Here is a 22,519-nt window from a genome sequence, read left to right as displayed (position 1 = left end):
CGGGCGGAACGGGATGTCTATTTCCATAATGCGGTTATCAGGCCGGCCTTTTTTCCGCAATGTCAAAAAAGGCCTGCCGCAAGGAAAGCACCACCGATCCGGGATGCCCGTTTGCGACCGGGTCGCCGTCTATGGCGACGACGGGCATTGCGATCGTGGTCGCCGAACTGATGAAGGCCTCGCGCGCCGCCTTGGCCTCGGCCACGGTGAAGCCGCGTTCCTCGACCCTCAGGCCTAGCTTTGCCGCCACGTCGAGCAAAGTCGTGCGGGTGATGCCTCTCAGGATGCCGTGCTCGGCGGGCCGGGTGACGAGTGCGCCATCCCGGGTGACGATCCAGGCGTTGGAGGATCCGCCTTCCTTGACGGTTCCATCCGCATCGATGAACCAGGCTTCCTGCGCGCCTGCCTCGCTGGCCTTCTGTTTCGCCAGCACATTGGGCAGCAGCCCGACGGACTTGATATCGACGCGATCCCAGCGATTCTCGGGCACGGTGATAACTTTGATGCCGTTTTCGACGCGTTTTGCCGCCGCGGCCGGATCGACTTTTCTGGCCGTCACCACCACCGATGGCTTTGTGTCGGCCGGGAAAAGGAAGTCGCGGCTCGCCACGCCGCGCGTCACCTGCAGATAGACCAGTCCATTCTTCACGCGGTTGCGGCGGATCACCTCCACTATGACGATTTCCATCGCAGCGCGGTTCATCGGCCAGGCGATCGACAGTTCCCGCAGCGAGCGATCCAGACGGTCGAGATGCCGCTTCATGTCGACGATGTAGCCGCGTGCGACCTCGCAAACCTCATAGACGCCATCGGCGAACTGATAGCCGCGATCCTCGATATGCACGCTGGCTTCGGCGTGAGCGACGTAGCGTCCGTTGACATAGGCAATGCGCGGCATGTTTTGGTCCTGTCCCCGATAATGTTTCCTGGTGGCTCGCTGCTTAGCGGGCAGCGGCCGGCAATGTCAGAAGCTCGCCGTCGGCCGGCACGAGCAATCGTTCGGGCGACAGTCCGTGTGAGGCAGCATGAGCCCGGAGCGCGTCCCGGCCCACGGTGGAATGGTCGAGCGCCTCCATGTGGGTGGCAATCACCGTCGCCCGCGGCGCGGCCTTTGCCGTCGCGACCGTCTGCTCCGCATCCATGACGATCAGCGTATCGTCCCACAACGCGCCGCATGAGTGGGTCACGATCACATCCGGCTCGAAAGCCTCGATGGTTTCGAGCACCGGCGGGTAGAGCACCGTGTCGCCGGCCCAGTAGACCGACGGTTCTCCCCCGCCTCCAGCGTGAAGCCCATCACTGGCCCCATCTTGTCAAGCACGGCGCCTGTGCCGTGATTGCCCTCGCGCCGGGTGATCCTGATGCCGCGCCAGATAAGTTCGTCGCCAAGTGGCGTCACGTCGGTGAAGCCGGCCTCGCGGATGGTGGCCTCGTCGCCGGGCTGGCAGATCAGCGGCCAGTGCTTGGGTATTGTTTCCTTCGCGACGGCATCGAAATGATCCGTGTGGAGATGCGAGACGATGACCAGTTCCACGCCGTCGAGGATCTCCTCGACCGCCACCGGCAGGTCCACCATCGGATTTTGCGAGCGGCCGGTAAAGGAAGGCAGGCTGTGCTTCGGCGCGAAATACGGATCGACGAGGATTGTCGCACCGCCATAGGCAAGCTTGAGCGTCGCATTCCGAATGAGCTGGAGTTGCATGATGTCCTGATTTCTGAGGGGCCGCTCAAAAGAATTCGAGGCTGACGCGGAACATCTGCTCCACCTGCTTGACGGCATGGGCGAGCGCGAAGATGACCACCCGGTCCTTCGGCTTGATGCGCAGCGAGCCGCTAGGCTTGATCACCTCGCCATCGCGGTAGATGGCGCCGATGCGCATGCCGTCCGGCAAATCGAGTTCGCGCAGGAACGGCCCCACCAGCGGCGACGTTTCCAGCGCTTCGGCCTCGATTATCTCGGCCGCGCCGCGCTGGATCGAGTGGACGGCGCGGATGCGCCCTCGCCTCACATGCTGCAGGATGCGCGAGACCGTGACCGTGCCGGGATTGACCGTGGCGTCGATGCCGACGGATTTGGTGATGTCGAGATAGGTCGGGTTGTTGATCAGCGCCAGGTTGGACTTGCAGCCGAGCCGCTTGGCCATGACGCTGGACAGGATGTTGACCTGATCGTTGTTGGTCAGCGCGATCATCAGGTCGGCTTCCTGAATGTCGGCTTCGAGCAACAGCTTCTGGTCGAGCGCGCTGCCGTTGAGCACGACGGTCCGGCGCAGCGCGTCGGCTATCGCCACGGCGCGTTCGCGGCCGTGCTCGATCATCTTCACCTTCGAGCGGTTCTGGCGCTGCTCGATGGTCTTGGCGACAAAAAGGCCGATATTGCCGCCCCCGGCGATGACGATGCGCGTCGCCTCCTGTTCTTCATGGCCGAACAGACCGAGCGTGCGCCGCACCTGGTCTTTTGCCGCGACAACGTAGGCCAGGTCGCCGGTGATCAGTTGGTCGGCGGAACGCGGGATGAAGAGCTTGCCGTTTCGGGAGACGCCGACCACCGTTGCCGGAAGGTCCGGGAAAAGCTCGCTCAACTGGGCAAGCGGCGTGTTTATGACCGGGCAATCCTCAAGACACTCGATCGCCACCATGGCGATCTTGTTGTCGGCAAATCGCACGACGTCCGTGGCGCCCGGCAGCGCGATGCGGCGCAGCACCATTTCGCCGACTTCCAGTTCCGGCGAGATGATCACGTCGATCGGCAGGTGATCGCGGGAAAACAGATCCTGGTAATGCGGCTGGAGATAGGATTGCGAGCGGATGCGTGCGACCTTCATCGGCACGTTGAAAAGCGCGTGAGCTACTTCGCAGGCGACGATGTTGACCTCGTCGTAAAGCGTCACCGCAATAATCATGTCGGCCTGCTGCGCGCCGGCTTTTTCCAGGACGTCAGGATGCGAGCCGTGCCCCACAAAGCCGCGGACATCGAGCGAATCGCGCACCGCCTGGATGAGTTCAGGCGAGGTATCGATGATCGAGATGTCGTTTTTCTCGGCCGCAAGCCTTTCGGCAATGCCGTAGCCGACCTGCCCCGCGCCGCAGATTATGATGCGCATTTATGGTTCGGCCGAATGCTGGAAAGGGACACGCTCAGACTCCGAGGGATTTCAGTTTGCGGTGCAGCGCCGACCGTTCCATACCAATGAATTCGGCAGTGCGCGAGATGTTGCCGCCAAACCTGTTGATCTGCGCGATCAGATATTCCTTTTCGAACATTTCCCGCGCTTCGCGCAGCGGCAGAGCCATGATGTGCTGGTCTGACTGGTTGGGCGCGCGCGGCATAACATCGCCGATTTCGGCCGGCAACAAATCGGCGGTGATCGGCGCGTCGACGTCGCTGCCGCGCACGAGGATCATCAGCCGCTCGACGTTGTTGCGCAACTGCCGGACGTTGCCAGGCCAATTATGCGCCTGCAGCACCGCCATGGCGTCGTCGCCGATTCGGCGCGGCTTGATGCCCGCCTGTCGAGCCACCTGCTTCATGAAGCCGTCGACGAGATAGGGGATGTCTTCGCGCCGCTCGGCGAGGCCCGGCACCATGACCGGCACCACCGCCAAGCGGTGATAAAGGTCTTCGCGGAAGCGGCCATCCGCGATCATCGCCTCGAGATTCTGCGCGGTCGACGAGATGATTCGGACGTCGACCTTGACCCGCTTGGTGCCCCCTACCCGCTCGAATTGCTGGTCGACGAGAACGCGCAGGATCTTGCTCTGGGTTTCGCGCGGCATATCGGCGACCTCGTCGAGATAGAGGATGCCGCGATGCGCCTCCTCGAGAGCGCCGACCTTGCGTTCGCCGCCATTGGATTCTGTGCCGAAGAGTTCGATCTCCATGCGTTCCGGCGTGATCGTCGCGGCATTCAGCGACACGAACGGCCCGGTCTTGCGCGCCGACAATGCGTGTATGGCGCGGGCGACCTGCTCCTTGCCGGAGCCGGAGGGGCCGATGATCATGACGCGGCTGTTGGTCGGCGCTACGCGTTCGACGGTCTGGCGCAACTGCGTCATGGCCGACGACATGCCGATCAGGTCATACGTCTCGCCGCTGCGCATCTTGAGGTCGAAGACCTCGCGTTTCAGCTTGGAGGTTTCGAGCGCGCGCTCGGCGATCAGGATCAGGCGGTCGGCCTTGAACGGCTTTTCGATGAAGTCGTAGGCACCACGGCGGATCGCCGATACGGCGGTTTCGATATTGCCGTGTCCCGAGATCATCACAACCGGCAGGTTCGGGTGCATGGTCTTGATCTCGTCGAGCAGCGCGAGCCCGTCGAGGCGCGATCCCTGCAGCCAGATATCGAGGAACACCAGCCGCGGCACGCGGTCGGCGATCGACGCCAGCGCACTGTCGGCGTCGTGGGCCGTGCGGGTTTCGTGCCCTTCGTCACTCAGGATTCCGGCGACGAGTTCGCGGATGTCTTCCTCGTCGTCGACAATAAGAATATCAGACGCCATTATCGACCTTTTCAGTTTCTCGTTCGTTCGAGCCGCCGCCGTCGCCGGGCGACTGAGCCGCATCTTCCGGCGCTGCGGGCAAAAGCATGGTTACCATAGCGCCGCGCCCGTCATAGAAATCAGGTGGCGCATCGTGAAGCTCCAGCCTGCCGCCGTGGTCCTCCACGATCTTCTTGACAATGGCGAGGCCGAGCCCGGTCCCCTTCTCGCGGGTCGTCATGTAGGGTTCCAGGAGGCGCTGGCGGTTCTCGCGCGGCAACCCCTTGCCATTATCGATGATGTCGATGCGGATCATCCTGCCCTCGCGCCCGGCGCTGACGCGGATCACCCCGTTCTGGCCGTTCTCGCGCTCGGCTGCCTCGATCGCCTCGGCGGCGTTCTTGATGACGTTGCCGAAAGCCTGAGACATCAGGCGGCTGTCGAACTTACCCTTGAGGGGCTCGCTGCCGAAGACGCGTTCAAAGGCGATGTCGGAGCGGCTGACCTCCACCAGGAACGACGCTTCGCGCAAAGGCTCGCGCAGGTCCATGATCTTCATTTCGGGCTTGGGCATACGCGCGAAGGCCGAGAATTCGTCGACCATGCGGCCGATGTCGCCGACCTGCCGGATGATCGTGTCGGTGCACTGGTCGAAAACCTCGCGGTCCTCGGTGATGACCTTGCCGTAGCGGCGCTTTATGCGCTCGGCCGAGAGCTGGATCGGCGTGAGCGGGTTCTTGATTTCGTGGGCGATGCGCCGCGCCACATCCGCCCAGGCCGAGGTGCGCTGCGCCTGCACGAGATCGGTGATGTCGTCGATCGTCACCACATAGGACTTTTCGTCGTCGTGGTTCTCGCCGGCTTCGACGGTTATCTGCACGTTGAAGGTGCGTTCGGCGCCGCCGCGATAGAAAGTCACCTGCTCGCGATAGACCGGTCTGCCTGATTTGCGCCCGATTTCGAAGACGCGCCCGACCTGCGGCAGCAGCGTCGAGAGGTTCTGGCCGACCGAGGCTTTCGCTGAAAGCGCCAGCATGGTCTCGGCGGAGCGATTGACGATGGTTATGATGCCATAGGGATCGACGCCGACGACGCCCGCGGTAACGCCGGCAAGCACCGCCTCGGAAAAGCGCCGCCGTTCATCGACAAGATCCTTGGCGTTGAGGATTTCGTTACGCTGCGATTTGAGCTGCAGCAGCATCTTGTTGAACGTATCGCCCAGCGAGGCGACATCGCCGTCGGACGGCCGCACCGGCACCGATACGTCGAGATTGCCGGTCGCGACCTCATCGGCCGCGCCGATAAGTTGGCGGATCGGCCTGACAAGCCGGTCGGCGACAGCGATGCCGGTCCATATCGCCGCCAGCACGATGACCAGCGTCAATCCGAGATAGAGCAGAGCAAAGGCGACCTGCGTGGTGCCGCGGTTGGATTCGAGCCCGCGATAGGCATCGGTGTTGGCGGTCACGATCTGGCGTGCCCGGATAACCTCCGGGTCGACCAGCCGGATCGTGTAGAGGTAGACGTCTGGAATCTCTCGCAGCTTGATCACGGCGCCGACTATGTTGCGGGTACGCGGCTCGATCAGCACCGGTTGGCCGTTCTGGGCATCCTGCACCGCGCCGGCCGGCGGCTCAGGCATGGTGAAATCGGCTGCCGTCTCGGCGCTCATCACGAACGATCCGTCGGCGCGGATGAGGGCCGCATGCGCCAGCGCACGGCCGACTGCCTGCTGGCTCATGAAATTTCGGAAGCCCGTGCGGTCGAGATTGTAGAGGGTGCGGGCATTGTCCAGATCGTAGGCCATGGAAAGCGTCGTCCCCGACAGATTGCGGGCGTTCTCCTGCACATAGGCCTCGGCGATCGACAGCGACGAGTTCACGATCGTCTTGGTGCGGATCTCGAACCAGCGGTCCAGCCCGATGTCGAGCGTGATCGAAGCGACAACCGCGACCAGGATGGCCGGCAGCGCCGCCACCAGCGAGAACATGGCGACGATGCGCACATGCAGCCGCGAAGCCGCTTTGCCGCGACGGCGCGCCGCCAGCACACGGTGCACCTCGCGGCCGATCAGCGCGGTCAGCAAAAGGATGAAGGCGGCGTTGATGCCGATGATCAGCGCCAGCGTAGTGGCGTCGTCCGGCTCGATCGGCGTCGCCCCGACCAAGATGGCAAACGAGATCGCGGCGGCGGCAAGCGAACCCACGACAGCCACGATGCCGGGCAGCGCCAGCAGACGGCGTCCGTCGAGTGACCCGGCTTGCGAGAAAAGCCGTGTGGTTGCAGATGGTGCCGGAATCGCCATGTGTGCTTGTGAAGCCTCGTTTGCGTTGGATGTATGCAACGCATTGTGGCGATTATGCAACAAAATGGCTGTGGGCGGAAATGTTTGGGTGTTTGGCAGGCCGGTGGTCAGGCCTGCTTCGACGCCCGGTAGACGTTTACGCCGAGTTCGCGGATTTTCTTGCGCAGCGTGTTCCGGTTCAAGCCAAGCAGTTCGGCCGCCTTGATCTGGTTGCCGCGCGTGGCCGTCATGGAAGCGAGCACCAGCGGAAACTCGACTTCCGAAAGGATGCGCTGGTAGAGCCCCGCCGGCGGCAGGTCCTCGCCGAATGCCGAGAAATAGCGCTGGAGGTAATGTTCGACCGCCTGCCCGATCGACAGGTCGTCCGGGATGAGGCTACCGCCCGGCACGGCCGGCTGGGCGCCGGTCTTGAGTTCGGTTTCGATGATCTCGGCAGTGATCTCGTCCTGCGCGTAGAGTGCGGCAAGCCGGCGAATCAGATTCTCCAGTTCGCGCACATTGCCCGGCCAGGGATAGCGCTTCATCAGCTCGATGCCGCCGCTCGAAATGCGCTTGGTCTGCAGCCCTTCGCTTTCGCCCTGCTTGAAGAAGTGCCTGACGAGATCCGGAATGTCCTCGGAACGTTCCCGAAGCGCTGGAAGACGCAGCGGCACAACGTTGATTCGGTAGAATAAATCCTCTCGGAACAGGCCCTGGTTTATAAGCGTCCGCAAATCCTTGTTGGTGGCGGCGACGATCCGGACGTCGGTCTTGATCGGGGTACGGCCGCCGACCGTGGTATATTCGCCCTGCTGCAAAACACGAAGCAGCCTGGTTTGCGCCTCCATCGGCATGTCGCCGATCTCGTCGAGAAAAAGCGTCCCTCCTTCCGCCTGCTCGAAACGGCCAGTGGAGCGGTTCTGCGCGCCCGTGAATGCGCCCTTCTCGTGCCCGAACAGTTCCGATTCGATCAGGTCGCGCGGAATTGCCGCCATGTTGATCGCCACGAACGGCCCGTTGCGCCGCCTGCCATACTCATGCAGCGCCCGGGCGACGAGTTCCTTTCCGGTGCCGGATTCGCCGGTGATCATCACCGTCAGGTCCGTCTGCATCATGCGGGCGAGCATGCGGTAGATGTCCTGCATGGCCGCCGACCGACCGACCAGCGGCATCGATTCCGGCTGGTCTTCCGGTTGGACGTTACCTTGCGGCCGCTTCGGTTCCGAAAGCGCGCGGTTGACGATGTTCAGAAGTTCGTTGAGGTCGAAAGGCTTGGGCAGGTACTCGTAGGCGCCCGTCTCCGAAGCGCGTATCGCGGTCATGAACGTATTTTGCGCGCTCATCACCACGACGGGCAATTCGGGCCTGGCCTTCTTGATGCGCGGCAGCATGTCGAATGCGTTCTCGTCGGGCATCACGACGTCGGTGATGACCAGATCGCCCTCGCCCGCCGCGACCCAGCGCCAGAGCGTCGCAGCATTCGAGGTGACGCGCACCTCATGGCCGACCCGTGACAGCGCCTGATTGAGCACGGTGCGGATGGCGGCGTCGTCGTCCGCGACGAGAATGCTGCCTTTAGCCATCATCGCCGGTCTCCTTGGCTGTCGTCTTCATGTGGAGCAGACATTTCCTTCCACGCCGGCATCAGGATGCGAAAGGTGGTGCCGCGCGATGTGGATTCGCATTCGATGATGCCGCCATGTTCGCCGACGATCTTGGCGACCAGAGCGAGGCCGAGGCCCGATCCGTTCGGCTTGGTGGTGATGAACGGATCGAACAGGATCGGAAGGATATCCTCGGATACGCCGGGGCCGTTGTCGTGCACGCAGAATTCCAGCGGCAGCGAGACGCGGTCCTGCGAACCAGGCGCTGAAACGCGGATCCCAGGCCGGAAAGCGGTCGACAGCGAAATCTCGCTCGTGGGCTGGTTGCCGGCGGCTTCGGCGGCGTTCTTCACCAGATTCAGGAATACCTGTATGAGCTGATCCCGATTCGCGAACACCGAAGGCAATGACGGATCATAGTCCTCCAAGATCTTGATCCGGCTCGCAAAACCGTTCTTGGCTATCGCCTTGACGTGGTCCAGGACGATATGGATGTTGACTGGATAGCGCTCGATCGGCCGCTCGTCCGAAAACACCTCCATACGGTCGACCAGCGAGACGATGCGGTCGGTTTCGTCGGTGATCAGCCGCGTCAAAGCACGATCTTCGTCCGGAACAACGGTCTCCAGAAGCTGGGCCGCGCCGCGGATGCCCGAGAGCGGGTTCTTGATTTCGTGCGCCAACATGGCGGCCAGCCCGGTAACCGACCGCGCCGCGCCGCGATGCGTCATCTGGCGGTCGATCTTGTCGGCCATGGAGCGTTCCTGGAACATCACCACGACCGATCCGGGCAGTTCGGGAACCGGCGCAACGTAGAGATCGACGATCCTTTCGACGCCGAGGCGGGGCGAAGATATGTCGACCCGGTATTCGTTGACCGGTGCGCCGCGCTCGCGAACCTGCTCGACCAGGGTCAGGATCGGGCTGCCGAAAGGCACGAAGCGCGCCAGCGTGTTGCGGGCGAGCATGGCCGCGCTCGAACGGAAGAAATCCTCCGCATCGGCGTTCGCGTAGCTGATCAGCCCCTCTGCGTCGATCATGATGACCGGACGCCGGATCGTGTTCAGAACGATCTGCGCTGCAGACGAAGGATCGGTCACGACTGAGGCTGCCGGAAGGTTCATGCGGCGCTCCTTGCGGCTTCGGTTTGCCACGGCGTGGTCAGGGCTTGCCTCAGCGCGGCAATGACCTGCGCCGGCTCGAAGGACGACAGAACGGTCCGGCGAAGCTCCGTCGGCACGCCGTCGGCACGGCGGTCGAGATACCAGCCGAGGTGCTTTCGCGCCTGGCGCAGCCCACTCTCGATGCCGTACAACGCCAGCATGTCCTCGTAATGGGCGACGACATAGTCAGTGATCTCGCAGGCCTCCGGCGGCACGCCCGGCGCGCCCTCTCCTCGCGCGCCATGCGCTATGGCCCCAGCCGTCCATGGCGCGCCGTAGCTGGCGCGGCCGACCATCACTGCGTCGGCGCCCGACAGGCTCAATATCTCCCTGGCGTCGGCCAGCGAGCCGACATCGCCATTGGCGACGACGGGAATAGAAACCGCCTCCTTGACGCGCGCTATCGCCCGCCAGTCGGCCTTGCCCTGGTAGAATTGGCAGCGCGTGCGGCCGTGCACCGTCACCATTTTGACGCCGGCCTGCTCGGCCCGGCGCGCAAGCAGCGGCGCGTTCAACGCCGTTTCATCCCAGCCGAGCCGCATCTTGACCGTCACCGGCAATTTGACTGCGCCGATCACCGCCTCGATCAATTTCAGCGCGTGGTCGAGATCGCGCATCAGCGCCGAGCCGGCATAGCCGCCCGTCACCTTCTTGGCCGGGCAGCCCATATTGATGTCGATGATGTCGGCGCCCTCGCCTGCCGCAATTCTTGCGGCTTCGGCCATATGCGCTGCTTCGCGCCCGGCAAGCTGGACCATGTGCACGGGAAGGCCGGAATGGCGGACCCGGCGCGCGGATGCCGCATGGCCCTTGGCCAGTTCACCGCTGGCGACCATTTCGGAGACGACGAGCCCCGCGCCATGAGCATAGGCGCGCGTGCGGAACGCCTCGTCGGTAACGCCCGACATCGGCGCCAGGAACACGCGGTTGCGGATGATTACGCCGCCGACTTCGAGTGGACTGGCCAGATTGCTGAGTTCAGGCATGCACAAAAACAAAGCACCTTTTCATGATGCTCAATCCCTAGACATGTTGAGCGCTGCTGGCAACTGTCCGATGGGTGGAAATCATGGCTGATCCGGGAAATTGCTAGCCATTGCGCTGGCCTGCGACTATGCGTCTCGGAATGGAGAAGAGTTCCGACAGCCCTGCCGAACACATTCACGGCCCGGTCGCCGCGGTCATCGTGGCGGCAGGCCGGGGCGAGCGCGCCGGCCTGGCGGACGGCCCGAAGCAATACCGGAATATCGGCGGACGCACCGTCATCGCCCGCACGCTCGAAGCCTTCCTTGCGCACCCGGACATCGGCCCGATCGTGGTGGCGGTGCACGCCGACGACGAAGCCCTGTTTCGTGTCGCCGCCGGCGATGCCGGCGATCGGGTGATCGTCGTGCATGGCGGCGCGACGCGTCAGGACTCCACGCGTCTCGGGCTGCTCGCCTTGCGCGAGAAATCGCCGGGCGTTGTCCTGATCCATGACGGCGCGCGGCCCTTCATCGACATCGAGACTATCGACCGCGTGATTCTGGCCATCGACGACGAGCACGGCGCGGTGCCGGCCCTGCCGGTCTCCGACACGCTGAAGAAGGAGGCGGCCGACGGCACCGTCTGCGAAACCGTGCCGCGCGCCGGCCTCTACGCCGCGCAGACCCCTCAGGGGTTTCCTTTCGGCCCGATCTTTGCGGCGCACCAGAGGGCGTTCGAGGCGGGCGTCGCCGATTTCACCGACGATGCGGCCATCGCCGAATCGGCTGGAATTCCGGTACGCATCGTCCCGGGCTCACCCGACAATCTGAAGCTCACCTGGGCCAGGGACATAACGATGGCCGACCAGCGCCTTTCGGAAACAAGAACCGGCTTTCCGGATGTCCGCACCGGCAACGGCTACGACGTGCACTCCTTCGAGCCGGGAAACAGCGTGACGCTGTGCGGCGTCGCCATTCCGCATCACCAAAAACTTTCCGGACATTCCGACGCCGATGTCGGCCTGCATGCGCTGACGGACGCGCTTCTGGCCACCTGCGGCGCCGGCGACATCGGCACGCACTTTCCACCATCCGATCCGCAGTGGAAGGGCGCGGCCTCGCGTATCTTCGTCGAGCACGCGGCAACTGTCGTGCGGGCCAAGGGCGGACGCATCGCCAATGCAGACATCACGCTGATCTGCGAAGCGCCGCGCATCGGTCCGCATCGCGAAGCCATGACCGAGGCGCTCGCGACAATGCTTGGCATCGACCGGTCGCGCGTTTCGGTCAAGGCGACGACCAACGAGAAGCTCGGCTTCATCGGCCGGGAGGAAGGCATTGCGGCAATCGCGACGGCGACCGTCGTTTATCCGGGGGAACTGCCCGAATGAACGACCTCGGAGAACTGGCCGACCGCTTCCTCAAGGCATGCGCCAGCCACAAGATCCTCGCAGCGACGGCGGAATCCTGCACAGGCGGCATGATCATTTCGATCCTCACGGACATCCCGGGTTCGTCGTCGATGGTCGATCGCGGTTTCGTCACCTATTCCAACGACGCCAAGGTCGAGATGCTCGGAGTTTCCCCGGTCACTCTCGATGCGCATGGCGCGGTCTCGCGCGAAACAGCGCTGGAGATGGCGGTTGGGGCGCTGGCCCGCTCGCATGCCGGCATTGCGCTTTCGGTCACCGGCATCGCCGGCCCCGATGGCGGCTCGGCGGAAAAGCCCGTCGGGCTGGTCTGGTTCGGCCTGGCCCAGCAGGGTTCTCAGCCCATCGCCGAGCAGCACGTCTTCGAAAATCGCGGCCGCGATTTCATCCGCCGCGAATCTGTGCGGACGGCGCTGGAGATGGCGCTGAAGGCGCTGCAAATTTAGTTCGGCTAAGTTACCTGTTCCCCATAGATGGCGTCGGCGCGCTTCTCGAAGGCTTCGGAGAACGTGCGGAACGCGCGGTCGAACATCGCACCCATCACGGCGCCCAGAATACGGCTCTTGAACTCGTAATCGATCGAGAACACCACGTTGGAGTGGCCGCTGCCGGCAGGCTCGAAACGCCAGATGTTGGTGAGGTAGCGAAACGGTCCGTCGACATATTTCACGTCGATGACGTTTTCGTCCGGCTTCAGATGCACCTGGCTGGTGAAGGTCTCGCGGATCGCCTTGTAGCCCACCGTCATATCGGCGAGCAGCATGGTGCGCCCGTCACGCTCCCGGCGCGAGCGCACCGACAGCGCCTCGCAAAGCGGCAGGAAATCCGGATATTTTTCTACATCCGCGACCAGCGCGAACATCTCATCCGGAGTATGGTCCACCCGTCGCGTTGTCTCGAATTTAGGCATGGGCCCAAAGCCTTAGGCGGATTTGCTTAGAAACGCCTCGCGTGCGGCGCGAAGTTTTGCAAAATCCTCCCCGGCATGATGCGAAGAGCGGGTCAGCGGGCTCGAGGCGACCAGCAGGAAGCCTTTGGATTTGCCGATCGTCTCATAGGATTTGAATTCCTCCGGCGTGACGAATTTTTTCACCGGATGGTGCTTTTTCGACGGCTGGAGGTATTGGCCGATCGTCATGAAGTCGACGTCAGCCGAACGCAGATCGTCCATGAGTTGCAGGATCTCGTTCCGCTCCTCGCCCAACCCCACCATGATGCCGGATTTGGTGAACATCGACGGATCGAGTTCCTTGACCCGTTGCAGCAGCCTTATCGAGTGGAAGTAGCGCGCGCCGGGCCGCACCGTCAGATAATTCGACGCCACCGTCTCGAGATTGTGGTTGAACACGTCCGGCTTGGCCGCCACGACGATCTCCAGCGCCCCGTCCTTGCGCAGGAAGTCGGGCGTCAGGATTTCGATGGTGGTCGCCGGCGTCGCCGCGCGGATGGCGTGGATCACGTCGGCAAAATGTTGGGCGCCGCCATCATCGAGGTCGTCGCGGTCGACCGAGGTGATGACGACGTGGCTGAGCCCCATCTGCTTCACCGCCTTGGCGACATTGGCCGGCTCGTTAGGGTCGAGCGCCGTCGGGCGTCCCGTCGAGACATTGCAGAAGGCGCAGGCGCGGGTGCAGATCTCGCCCATGATCATGAAGGTCGCGTGCTTCTTTTCCCAGCACTCGCCGATGTTCGGGCAGCCCGCCTCCTCGCATACTGTCACAAGCTTGTGCGACTTCACGATCTCGCGCGTTTCGGCATAGCCTTTGGAGGTCGGCGCCTTGACCCGGATCCAGTCGGGCTTGCGCAAAACCTCCTGGTCCGGCCGGTGCGCCTTTTCGGGGTGCCTCAGCCGCGGCGCGTTCGAAATCGTGTCGAGTATCGTGACCATCTGTTCAGTTCACTCCGCTCGCTTTGGCGCGCCCGAAAATCCACAACAGCAGAACCGCGCCGGCGACGGCAACGATCAGATTGCCCAGAAAGCCCTGATACTGGAAATTGAGCAGGCCGGCGAGCGTGCCGCCGACAAACGAGCCGGCGATGCCGACCAGTATGTTGGTGAACAGCCCGTGATTGCGGTTCATCGCCTTTTCGGCGACGTAGCCGGCGAGAAATCCGATCAGGAGCATGCCGAAAAAGCCGACGCCCGGCATTCCCATTATACCGACGCTCTGATCCATCACCTGTCTCCTCGCTGCCGCTCCGCCAGAACCCGCATATAAGTCAGAATACCCCGCCGAAACAGCCCTGCCGCCGGCAGGCTGTCATGCGTTCAGCGCGCGGCCATAGGCGTCGAGAACGCTTTCCTTCATCATTTCCGACAAAGTTGGATGCGGGAAGATCGAGTGCATCAGCTCTTCCTCGGTGGTTTCGAGGTTCATCGCGACCACAAAACCCTGGATGAGCTCGGTGACTTCCGCGCCCACCATATGCGCGCCGAGCAACTGCCCGGTCTTCCTGTCGAATATTGTCTTCACCAGACCCTGGTCCTCTCCGAGCGCGATCGCCTTGCCGTTGGCGACAAAGGGGAAGCGGCCGACGCGAATGTCGCGGCCCTCGGCCTTGGCCTTGGCCTCCGTCAGGCCGACCGACGCCACCTGCGGGTTGCAATAGGTGCAGCCAGGTATTTTCAGCTTGTCCATCGGATGGACGTTCGGCAGGCCCGCGATTTTTTCTACGCAGATCACCGCCTCGTGCTCCGCCTTGTGGGCGAGCATGGGCGGACCGGCGACGTCGCCGATGGCGTATATGCCCGGCACATTGGTCTTGCCGTAGCCGTCGATGACCACCGTGCGGCGGTCGGTCTTGACGCCCAGCGCCTCCAGCCCGAGGTTTTCGACGTTGCCTTGCACGCCGACCGCCGAGATCAGCCGGTCGGCCGTGATCTTCTCGACCTTGCCGTCCTTCATCTCGACGTGAGCGGTGATCGAATTCGCCGCCTTCTCGACCTTGGTCACCTTGGCCTCGAGGATGATCTTCATGCCCTGCTTTTCGAACTGCTTCTTGGCGAAGGCGGAGATTTCGGCATCCTCGACCGGCATCACCGCTGGCAGCAGTTCCACGACCGTCACTTCCACGCCCATCGTGCGGTAGAACGAGGCGAACTCGATGCCGATCGCGCCTGAACCCATCACAAGCAGTGATTTGGGCATTTCGGGCGGCACCATCGCCTCGAAATAGGTCCAGATCAGCTTTCCGTCCGCCTCGATGCCCGGCAGCGCACGCGGGCGGGCGCCGGTCGCCAGGATGATGTGCTTGGCGGTGTAGGTTCCCTCGCCCTTGGTGTTCTTGGGCAGCGGCGCTTGCGGCTCCATCGGCTTTTTGGATGTTTTCGACACGACGATCTCGCCCGGTTTGTCGCCGGAGGCAGCCTTGGTGAGCTTGGCCTCGCCCCAGATCACGTCGACCTTGTTCTTCTTCATCAGGAAGCCGACGCCGCCATTCATGCGTTGCGCTATCCCGCGCGAGCGCTCGACGATCGCCTTCAAATCGGGCGTCACCTTGCCCTCGATCTTGAGGCCGTAATTCTTCGCATGCTCGGCATAGTGGAAGATCTCGGCCGATCTGAGCAGCGCCTTGGTCGGGATGCAGCCCCAGTTGGAGCATATGCCGGCAAGATGCTCGCGCTCGACGATCGCCGTCTTCAGGCCGAGCTGCGCCGCACGGATCGCTGCAACATAGCCGCCCGGGCCCGAACCGATGATGATGACGTCGTAGGTCTCGGCCATGGCTTTCTCCTGAAATTCAAAGCGCGAGCATCACGCGCACTACGGGCGCGAGCGCTTCGCCAATCCTGCGGGTGTTTGCGGCGTCGAGATGCACGCCGTCGAGCGGCGTGGTTTCGGCGACGGAACCCGCATCGAAAAAGCCGCAGCCGACTTCGTCGGCGAGTTCGGCATACATGCCGGCCAGCTCGCGGGAGGCGGCGTCGCCGCCGGCGAACATGCCGGAAAATTCCGCATTTTCGGTGCGGCTGACCGGCGGCGGAGCGACGAGCAATATCTCCGGCGCCTCGGCATCCAGCGGGTAGGCGTGGCCGCGCACGATCTTCACCAGCCGGCCCATGCCCTGCTTGGCCGCCAGCGGATTGCCGTGGATCCAGGGCTTCATGTCGTTCGAGCCGAGCATGATGACGATCACGTCGAGCGGCGAATGCGTGCCGAGCAGCGTCGGCAAAGTCCGCGCGCCGTTGCGATCCTCGCCGGCAAGATCATCGTCAAACGCGGTCGTCCTGCCGTTCAGCCCCTCCGCGATGACCTGCACGCCCTCACCAAGCGCCGCCTGCAGCACGCTCGGCCAGCGGTCTTCGAGAGAATGCCGGCTCGGGCCGACCGCATTGTAACCCCAGGTCAGCGAATCGCCGTAGCAGAGGATGGTTTTCATAAGGGGAGACCTTCACGGAAGCCCTCCCCCGGAAGGGGAGGGAAACGGGCGCTAAACCAGCATCCCCATCGGATTCTCGATATGGCGCTTGAAGGCGACCAGCAACTCGGCTCCGAGCGCGCCGTCCACCGCGCGGTGGTCGGTTGACAGCGTCACCGACATCATCGTCGCGATCTTCACCTCGCCATTTTTGACGACAGCCCGCTCCTCGCCCGCGCCAACCGCCAGGATCGTCGCGTGCGGCGGGTTGATGACGGCGGAAAAATCCTTGATGCCGAACATGCCGAGATTGGAGACCGCCGTGGTGCCGCCCTGGTATTCCTCCGGCTTCAGCTTTTTGTTCCGCGCCCGCGCGGCCATGTCCTTCATCTCGTTGGAGATGGCCGACAGCGTCTTTTCGTCGGCCTTGCGGATGATTGGCGTGATCAGCCCGCCGGGGATCGACACCGCCACGCCGACATCGGCATGCCTGTGCTGGACCATGGCCGTCTCGGTCCAGGAGACGTTGGCGGTCGGCACGTCGCGCAGCGCCAGCGCCATCGCTTTGATGATCAGATCGTTGACCGAGAGCTTGTAGGCGGGAACCTCGCCCTTGTCGGTCTTTCTCATGGGGGCGGCGGCGTTCAACTGCGCCCTGAGCGCCAGGAGCGCATCAAGCTCGCAGTCGAGGGTGAGATAAAAATGCGGGATGGTCGACTTCGCCTCGACCAGCCGCCGGGCGATGGTTTTGCGCATATTGTCGTGCGGGACGAGTTCGTAGGAGCCCTCGGCGAAGAGTTTCAGCACCTGCTCGTCGGACATGGGCTTGGCTGCCGGAGCAGCAGCGGGCGCGGCGCCCGGAGCCGCCTTCTCCGCAGGCGCAGCCTTGGCCGTACCGCCGGCGATCGCGGCTTCGACATCGGCCTTCACCACGCGCCCATGCGGGCCGGAGCCAGTCACCGCTGAAACTTCGATGCCGGCGTCCTTGGCGATTCGGCGGGCGAGCGGCGAGGCAAAGACGCGGTCCCCGGCGTCGTGGCCGTTCGACTTCGCGGCCGGCGCCGGTTCGGCTGTCTTATTGGGAGCGGCCGGCGCTGTATCCTTCGCGGCAGGCTTCGGCGCTTCGGATTTCATGTCGGCTGACTTGGACGCCTGTGCCTTCGGTGCTTCGGCCTGCGCGCCGTTGCCGCCCTTTGCCGCCACGCTCGCGTCCTCGCCCTCGGCCGCAAGCACCGCGATCAGCGCGTTGACCTTGACGCCTTCGGTCCCCGCCGGCACCACGATCTTCGCCACCGTGCCCTCGTCGACCGCCTCGACCTCCATCGTCGCCTTGTCGGTCTCGATTTCGGCGATGACATCGCCCGGCGCGACCTTGTCGCCCTCCTTGACCAGCCATTTGGCGAGATTGCCCTCCTCCATCGTAGGCGAAAGAGCCGGCATGGTGATGTTGATGGGCATCGCTCTCCCCTAATTCACAATCGAGCCGGACCCGATATCGGTCGGCGATTCAACTTCTGCTTTGAAAATGGTAAGCATGTCCGCGGTGGCTTCCTCTTCGGAGCGCGCCGCGCCGTATTGCGTCAGCGCCCGAGCAAAATGCCGCATGAAATCGGCGAGCATTATGCCGGCGGCGCCTGCCGAGCCGACCCTTGCCGGATCGAGCTTGACCACCATGCCGCCATCCTCGCCGCGATAGGCGACGAGGAACGGCGAATTGTTCACGTCATGGCCGGAGGGTGCTGGTTTGCGCTTTCCGAACATGCCGGTCTCCTATCGATACGTAACAGCCTTCACCGCTGCGACCACCTCGCCGACATTCGGCAGCGCCAGCTTTTCGAGGTTGGCCGCATAAGGCATCGGCACGTCCTTGCCGGCAATCGTGATGACCGGCGCATCGAGATGGTCAAAGGCGCGCTGTGACACCTGGTTGGCGATGAAATCGCCGACCGAGGACTGCGGATAGCCCTCCTCGACGACGACGAGCCGGTTGGTCTTTTTGACAGAGGCGATGACGGTGTCGAGATCCATCGGCCTGATGGTCCTCAGATCGACGATTTCGACGTCGATGCCCATGCCGCGCAACTCGGCTTCGGCCTTGACCGCATAAGTCATACCGATGCCCCAGGAGACGATGGTGACGTCCCTGCCCGCTTTGTGGATGCGTGCCTTGCCGATCGGCAGGACAAAGTCGTCGAGCTTCGGCACGTCGAAGGAGTGGCCGTAGAGGATCTCGTTTTCGAGGAAGATGACCGGGTTCGGGTCGCGGATCGCAGCCTTCAGCAAGCCCTTCGCGTCGGCCGCAGTATAGGGCATCACCACTTTCAGGCCCGGCACATGGCTGTACCATGCGGCGTAATCCTGGCTGTGCTGCGCGGCCACGCGCGCCGCAGCCCCGTTCGGCCCGCGAAACACGATCGGCGCGCCCATCTGGCCGCCTGACATATAGAGCGTCTTGGCCGCCGAATTGATGATCTGGTCCATCGCCTGCATGGCGAAGTTGAAGGTCATGAATTCGACGATCGGCTTCAGCCCGGCCATCGCCGCGCCCACGCCGATGCCGGCGAAGCCGTGTTCGGTGATCGGCGTGTCGACCACGCGCCTGTCGCCGAACTCCTGCAGCAGGCCTTGCGTGATCTTGTAGGCGCCCTGGTACTCGGCAACCTCCTCGCCCATGATGAAGACGTCCGGATCGCGCCGCATTTCTTCGGCCATGGCGTCGCGAAGCGCCTCGCGCACCGTGGTCGACACCATTTCGGTCCCGGCCGGAATGTCCGGGTCGGCGGCGATTTCGGCCTTGGGCGCGGCAGGAACCTTGGCTGCGTCCTTGTCCGCGCTCGGCTCCTCCGAGGGCTCGCGCGCCTTGCCGCCCGCGTCGCCTTCGGTCTGCTTCGGCGTGTCCGAATCGGCCGCTTTCGCCTTCGGCGCTTCTTCTTCGCCGACGCCCTCGCCGGCCTGATCGATATCCTCGCCATCGACCGCCAGCACGGCGATCGGCGTGTTGACCTTGACGCCCTCGGTGCCCGCCGCAATCAGGATCCTCGCAAGCGTCCCCTCATCGACAGCCTCGACTTCCATCGTCGCCTTGTCGGTCTCGATCTCGGCGATGACGTCGCCGGCGACGACCTTGTCGCCCTCCTGCTTCAGCCATTTCGAGACATTGCCCTCCTCCATCGTCGGCGAGAGCGCGGGCATGAGAATTTCGATCGGCATTTTTCGCGCCCTCCCTCAGAGTACGATGTCGGTCCAGAGCTCGGAAGGGTCCGGCTCGGGATCGGTCTGCGCGAATTCGGCGGCGTCCGCAACAATGTCGCGGACTTCCTTGTCGACCGCCTTCAACTCGTCCTCGCTCGCCCACTTCTTGTCGATGAGCCGCGCTTTCACCTGCTCGATCGGGTCCTGCTCGGCGCGCATCTTCTGCACCTCCTCCTTGGACCGGTATTTGGCGGGGTCGGACATGGAGTGGCCGCGGTAGCGGTAAGTCTGCATTTCGAGGATGATCGGCCCGTTGCCAGCGCGGCACCATTCGGTCGCCATGTCGCCGGCGGCCTTGACCGCGCGCACATCCATGCCGTTCACCTGGATGCCGGGGATGCGGAACGACAGGCCGCGATGCGAAAAGTCGGTCTCGGCGGATGAGCGGGCGACGGACGTGCCCATGGCATAGCGGTTGTTCTCGATGACGTAGATCACCGGCAGCTTCCACAGCGAGGCCATGTTGAAGCTCTCGTACACTTGGCCCTGGTTGGCGGCGCCGTCGCCGAAATAGGTCACCGCGACGTTGTTGTTGTCACGATAGCGGTTAGCGAAGGCCAAGCCCGTGCCGAGCGACACCTGCGCGCCGACGATGCCGTGGCCGCCGTAAAAGTGCTTTTCCTTGGAGAACATGTGCATGGAGCCGCCCTTGCCCCTGGAGTAGCCTCCGCGGCGTCCGGTCAGTTCGGCCATGACGCCGCGCGGCGTCATTTCCATCGCGAGCATGTGGCCGTGATCGCGATAGGCGGTGATCATCTGGTCGCCGTCGATCATCGCCATCTTGAGGCCGGTGACGACCGCCTCCTGGCCGATATAAAGATGGCAGAAGCCGCCGATGAAGCCCATGCCGTAGAGCTGGCCGGCCTTCTCCTCGAAGCGCCGGATCAGGAGCATTCCGCGATAGGCGGAGAGTTCCTGTTCCTTGGTGAATTCGGCGGGCTTGGGCGCGACGGGCGCGGATGAGGATTTCGCGTCCGCTTTCGATTTAGCGGACGCTTTTCTGGCGGCTACGGCCATGCATCACTCCCTGTTTATGTCTCTTGGCGGACATCAAGGGAGACGCTCACCTCCCTGTGTAGAGAAAAGCTAGCATGAGCAACCCGATTGGGCCATGCGGAAAAATGCATGGCTGTCATGCAGCTAAACGCTTCATTTTGTTGAGGATATCTTCTATTAACCGGAGATCAGTTAATTCTGCTGACGCAACGGCCGCATGATGGTTATCTCGTCCTCATGCGACAGGTTGAGCGCCTTGCGCGCCTGCTCGTCCAGCATGTCCTTTTCCAGCGTGCCGTCATGCAGCAGTTGCACCCGCCGCTCCAGCTCGATGCGCTGCGCCCGGATTTCGCCCAGCCTTCCCTCCAGCTCCGCCACCCGGACCTCGAGCTGGTATTTGGAATAGATGCCGAACTCGCCATGATAAGCGTGGAAGCCGAAGTAGGCGAGGAACGCCGCCGATATGGCCGGTACGATCAGCCGGCCGGTATTTCTCTGTCGATGCTGGCGTGTCCACATGGTGCAAATCCCTTCCGCTCCTTTCTGCCGCCATCATGCTTAATGCGCGGTTACAGGTGGATGGATTTTTTTGAACCTGAAACGAAAACGGGCGGGAATCCCCGCCCGCCAGACTGCCGTTTCGACGGAATCTCAGACTTTCAATATCGACCGACCCGCATAGCGCGCCTGCTTGCCGAGTTCCTCCTCGATGCGCATCAGCTGGTTGTACTTCGCCGTGCGGTCGGAGCGGGCGAGCGACCCTGTCTTGATCTGCCCGCAATTGGTCGCGACGGCGAGATCGGCGATCGTCGAATCCTCCGTCTCGCCCGAGCGGTGCGACATGACGGCGGTGTAGCTCGCCTTGTGTGCGGTCTCGACCGCGTCGAGCGTCTCAGTCAGTGAGCCGATCTGGTTGACCTTGACCAGAATGGAGTTGGCGACGCCCATGCGGATGCCGTCTCGCAGCCGCGCCGTGTTGGTGACGAAGAGATCGTCGCCGACCAGCTGCACCTTGTCGCCGCAGAGATCAGTCAGGTATTTCCAGCCTTCCCAATCGTCCTCGGCCATGCCGTCTTCGATCGAGATGATGGGATAATCGGCGGCAAGCTTGGCCAGATATTTCGCTTGGGTTTTAGGGTCGCGCGTCTTCCTCTCGCCCTCATAGACATAATTGCCGTCCTTGAAGAATTCGGTCGCGGCGCAATCGAGCCCGATCGCCACCTCCTCGCCCGGCTTGTAGCCGGCCTTCTCGATCGAACCCATGACGAAGTCGAGCACGGCCTGGGCGTTCTTGAGGTTCGGCGCAAAACCGCCTTCGTCGCCGACATTGGTGTTGTGGCCGGCGTCCTTCAGCCGCTTCTTCAGCGTGTGGAAGATTTCCGAGCCCCAACGCACGGCGTCGCGCAGCGACGGAGCGCTGACCGGCAGGATCATGAACTCCTGGAAATCGATCGGATTGTCGGCATGCGCGCCGCCATTGACGATGTTCATCATCGGAACCGGCAGCACGCGGGCATTGGGGCCGCCGAGATAGCGGTAGAGCGGCAGGCCGGACGCCTCCGCTGCCGCCTTTGCGACAGCCAGCGACACGCCAAGGATTGCATTGGCGCCGAGACGGTTCTTGTTGGCGGTGCCGTCGAGGTCGATCATGGTCTGGTCGATATGCGCCTGGCTCTCGGCCTCCATGCCGCCGATCGCCTCGAAAATCTCGCCGTTGACCGCTTCCACGGCGCGCTCGACGCCCTTGCCGAGATAGCGCGGGCCGCCGTCGCGAAGCTCGACCGCTTCATGCGCGCCGGTGGAGGCGCCGGAGGGAACCGCGGCGCGGCCCATCGAGCCGTCCTCCAGCACCACGTCGACTTCTACGGTCGGGTTACCGCGGCTGTCGAGAATTTCGCGGCCGATAATGTCGATGATGGCGGTCATTCGAAAGTCCCCTCGATGTCTGCGAAAATTGTCGCGCCCGTCTTAGCGAAAGAAGCCGAAA

22 protein-coding genes are annotated in these 22,519 nt (G+C 63.3%); 2 read left to right on the top strand and 20 right to left on the bottom strand.

The window, feature by feature from the left end; genetic code table 11:
• Positions 1-37 precede the first annotated feature (37 nt).
• The 9 genes from ACG873_RS10830 to dusB all read right to left on the bottom strand — a co-directional run bounded on the left by ACG873_RS10830 (position 38) and on the right by dusB (position 10,516).
• Positions 38-898, bottom strand: coding sequence for a D-amino-acid transaminase (locus ACG873_RS10830; RefSeq protein ID WP_394891713.1), 861 nt, complete (start codon positions 896-898; stop codon positions 38-40).
• A 43-nt stretch (positions 899-941) separates the two neighbouring features.
• Complete coding sequence (locus ACG873_RS10825; protein ID WP_394891712.1) at positions 942-1,187, bottom strand: hypothetical protein; 246 nt, start codon at positions 1,185-1,187, stop codon at positions 942-944.
• 2 nt (positions 1,188-1,189) lie between these two features.
• Positions 1,190-1,702 (bottom strand): MBL fold metallo-hydrolase, encoded by a 513-nt coding sequence (locus tag ACG873_RS10820; RefSeq protein WP_394891711.1) that lies wholly within the window; start codon positions 1,700-1,702, stop codon positions 1,190-1,192.
• A gap of 25 nt (positions 1,703-1,727) precedes the next feature.
• On the bottom strand, positions 1,728-3,104 hold the full coding sequence (trkA, locus tag ACG873_RS10815; protein WP_394891710.1) for a Trk system potassium transporter TrkA: 1,377 nt from the start codon (positions 3,102-3,104) through the stop codon (positions 1,728-1,730).
• Positions 3,105-3,138: 34 nt separating this feature from the next.
• Positions 3,139-4,500, bottom strand: a complete 1,362-nt coding sequence (locus ACG873_RS10810; protein WP_394891709.1) for a sigma-54-dependent transcriptional regulator — start codon at positions 4,498-4,500, stop codon at positions 3,139-3,141.
• Positions 4,490-6,784, bottom strand: coding sequence for a sensor histidine kinase NtrY-like (locus ACG873_RS10805; RefSeq protein ID WP_394891708.1), 2,295 nt, complete (start codon positions 6,782-6,784; stop codon positions 4,490-4,492). The genes ACG873_RS10810 and ACG873_RS10805 overlap by 11 nt, the downstream gene beginning before the upstream one ends.
• Positions 6,785-6,891: 107 nt before the next feature.
• A complete protein-coding gene (ntrC, locus tag ACG873_RS10800; protein ID WP_394891707.1) occupies positions 6,892-8,349 on the bottom strand; it encodes a nitrogen regulation protein NR(I) in 1,458 nt (485 codons plus the stop codon).
• On the bottom strand, positions 8,346-9,491 hold the full coding sequence (locus tag ACG873_RS10795) for a two-component system sensor histidine kinase NtrB (protein WP_394891706.1): 1,146 nt from the start codon (positions 9,489-9,491) through the stop codon (positions 8,346-8,348). The genes ntrC and ACG873_RS10795 overlap by 4 nt, the downstream gene beginning before the upstream one ends.
• Positions 9,488-10,516, bottom strand: coding sequence for a tRNA dihydrouridine synthase DusB (gene dusB, locus ACG873_RS10790; RefSeq protein WP_394891705.1), 1,029 nt, complete (start codon positions 10,514-10,516; stop codon positions 9,488-9,490). Before dusB ends, ACG873_RS10795 begins: the two co-directional genes overlap by 4 nt.
• 140 nt (positions 10,517-10,656) lie before the next feature.
• Between dusB and ACG873_RS10785 the strand changes: the two genes are divergently transcribed.
• Positions 10,657-11,886 carry a bifunctional 2-C-methyl-D-erythritol 4-phosphate cytidylyltransferase/2-C-methyl-D-erythritol 2,4-cyclodiphosphate synthase gene (locus ACG873_RS10785; RefSeq protein WP_394891704.1) on the top strand — a complete coding sequence of 410 codons (1,230 nt, stop codon included), beginning with the start codon at positions 10,657-10,659 and terminating at the stop codon, positions 11,884-11,886.
• A complete protein-coding gene (locus ACG873_RS10780; protein ID WP_394891703.1) occupies positions 11,883-12,371 on the top strand; it encodes a CinA family protein in 489 nt (162 codons plus the stop codon). Before ACG873_RS10785 ends, ACG873_RS10780 begins: the two co-directional genes overlap by 4 nt.
• A 5-nt stretch (positions 12,372-12,376) precedes the next feature.
• Here ACG873_RS10780 and ACG873_RS10775 read toward each other — a convergent pair whose 3' ends face one another.
• The 11 genes from ACG873_RS10775 to eno form a co-directional block, all read right to left on the bottom strand.
• On the bottom strand, positions 12,377-12,835 hold the full coding sequence (locus ACG873_RS10775; protein WP_394891702.1) for a type II toxin-antitoxin system RatA family toxin: 459 nt from the start codon (positions 12,833-12,835) through the stop codon (positions 12,377-12,379).
• Positions 12,836-12,847: 12 nt separating this feature from the next.
• On the bottom strand, positions 12,848-13,813 hold the full coding sequence (lipA, locus tag ACG873_RS10770; protein WP_394891701.1) for a lipoyl synthase: 966 nt from the start codon (positions 13,811-13,813) through the stop codon (positions 12,848-12,850).
• Positions 13,814-13,817: 4 nt separating this feature from the next.
• Positions 13,818-14,102, bottom strand: coding sequence for a GlsB/YeaQ/YmgE family stress response membrane protein (locus tag ACG873_RS10765; protein WP_394891700.1), 285 nt, complete (start codon positions 14,100-14,102; stop codon positions 13,818-13,820).
• An 84-nt stretch (positions 14,103-14,186) separates the two neighbouring features.
• On the bottom strand, positions 14,187-15,650 hold the full coding sequence (gene lpdA / locus ACG873_RS10760; protein WP_394891699.1) for a dihydrolipoyl dehydrogenase: 1,464 nt from the start codon (positions 15,648-15,650) through the stop codon (positions 14,187-14,189).
• Between the two features lie 16 nt (positions 15,651-15,666).
• Complete coding sequence (locus ACG873_RS10755; protein WP_394891698.1) at positions 15,667-16,305, bottom strand: SGNH/GDSL hydrolase family protein; 639 nt, start codon at positions 16,303-16,305, stop codon at positions 15,667-15,669.
• A 51-nt stretch (positions 16,306-16,356) separates the two neighbouring features.
• Positions 16,357-17,742, bottom strand: a complete 1,386-nt coding sequence (locus ACG873_RS10750; protein ID WP_394891697.1) for a pyruvate dehydrogenase complex dihydrolipoamide acetyltransferase — start codon at positions 17,740-17,742, stop codon at positions 16,357-16,359.
• A 9-nt stretch (positions 17,743-17,751) separates the two neighbouring features.
• Positions 17,752-18,045 carry a DUF5076 domain-containing protein gene (locus ACG873_RS10745; RefSeq protein WP_394891696.1) on the bottom strand — a complete coding sequence of 98 codons (294 nt, stop codon included), beginning with the start codon at positions 18,043-18,045 and terminating at the stop codon, positions 17,752-17,754.
• 9 nt (positions 18,046-18,054) lie between these two features.
• Positions 18,055-19,494, bottom strand: a complete 1,440-nt coding sequence (locus ACG873_RS10740; RefSeq protein ID WP_394891695.1) for a pyruvate dehydrogenase complex E1 component subunit beta — start codon at positions 19,492-19,494, stop codon at positions 18,055-18,057.
• 15 nt (positions 19,495-19,509) lie between these two features.
• On the bottom strand, positions 19,510-20,553 hold the full coding sequence (gene pdhA / locus ACG873_RS10735) for a pyruvate dehydrogenase (acetyl-transferring) E1 component subunit alpha (protein ID WP_394891694.1): 1,044 nt from the start codon (positions 20,551-20,553) through the stop codon (positions 19,510-19,512).
• Positions 20,554-20,724: 171 nt separating this feature from the next.
• Entirely contained in the window at positions 20,725-21,051 is a 327-nt protein-coding gene (locus ACG873_RS10730) for an FtsB family cell division protein (protein WP_394891693.1), read from the bottom strand.
• A 132-nt stretch (positions 21,052-21,183) separates the two neighbouring features.
• Positions 21,184-22,458, bottom strand: a complete 1,275-nt coding sequence (eno, locus tag ACG873_RS10725; RefSeq protein WP_394891692.1) for a phosphopyruvate hydratase — start codon at positions 22,456-22,458, stop codon at positions 21,184-21,186.
• Between the last annotated feature and the right edge of the window lie 61 nt (positions 22,459-22,519).

Source organism: Allomesorhizobium aridi (genome assembly GCF_043769475.1).
Taxonomy (GTDB): domain Bacteria; phylum Pseudomonadota; class Alphaproteobacteria; order Rhizobiales; family Rhizobiaceae; genus Allomesorhizobium.
This window is presented reverse-complemented; position numbering and strand designations above follow the sequence as displayed.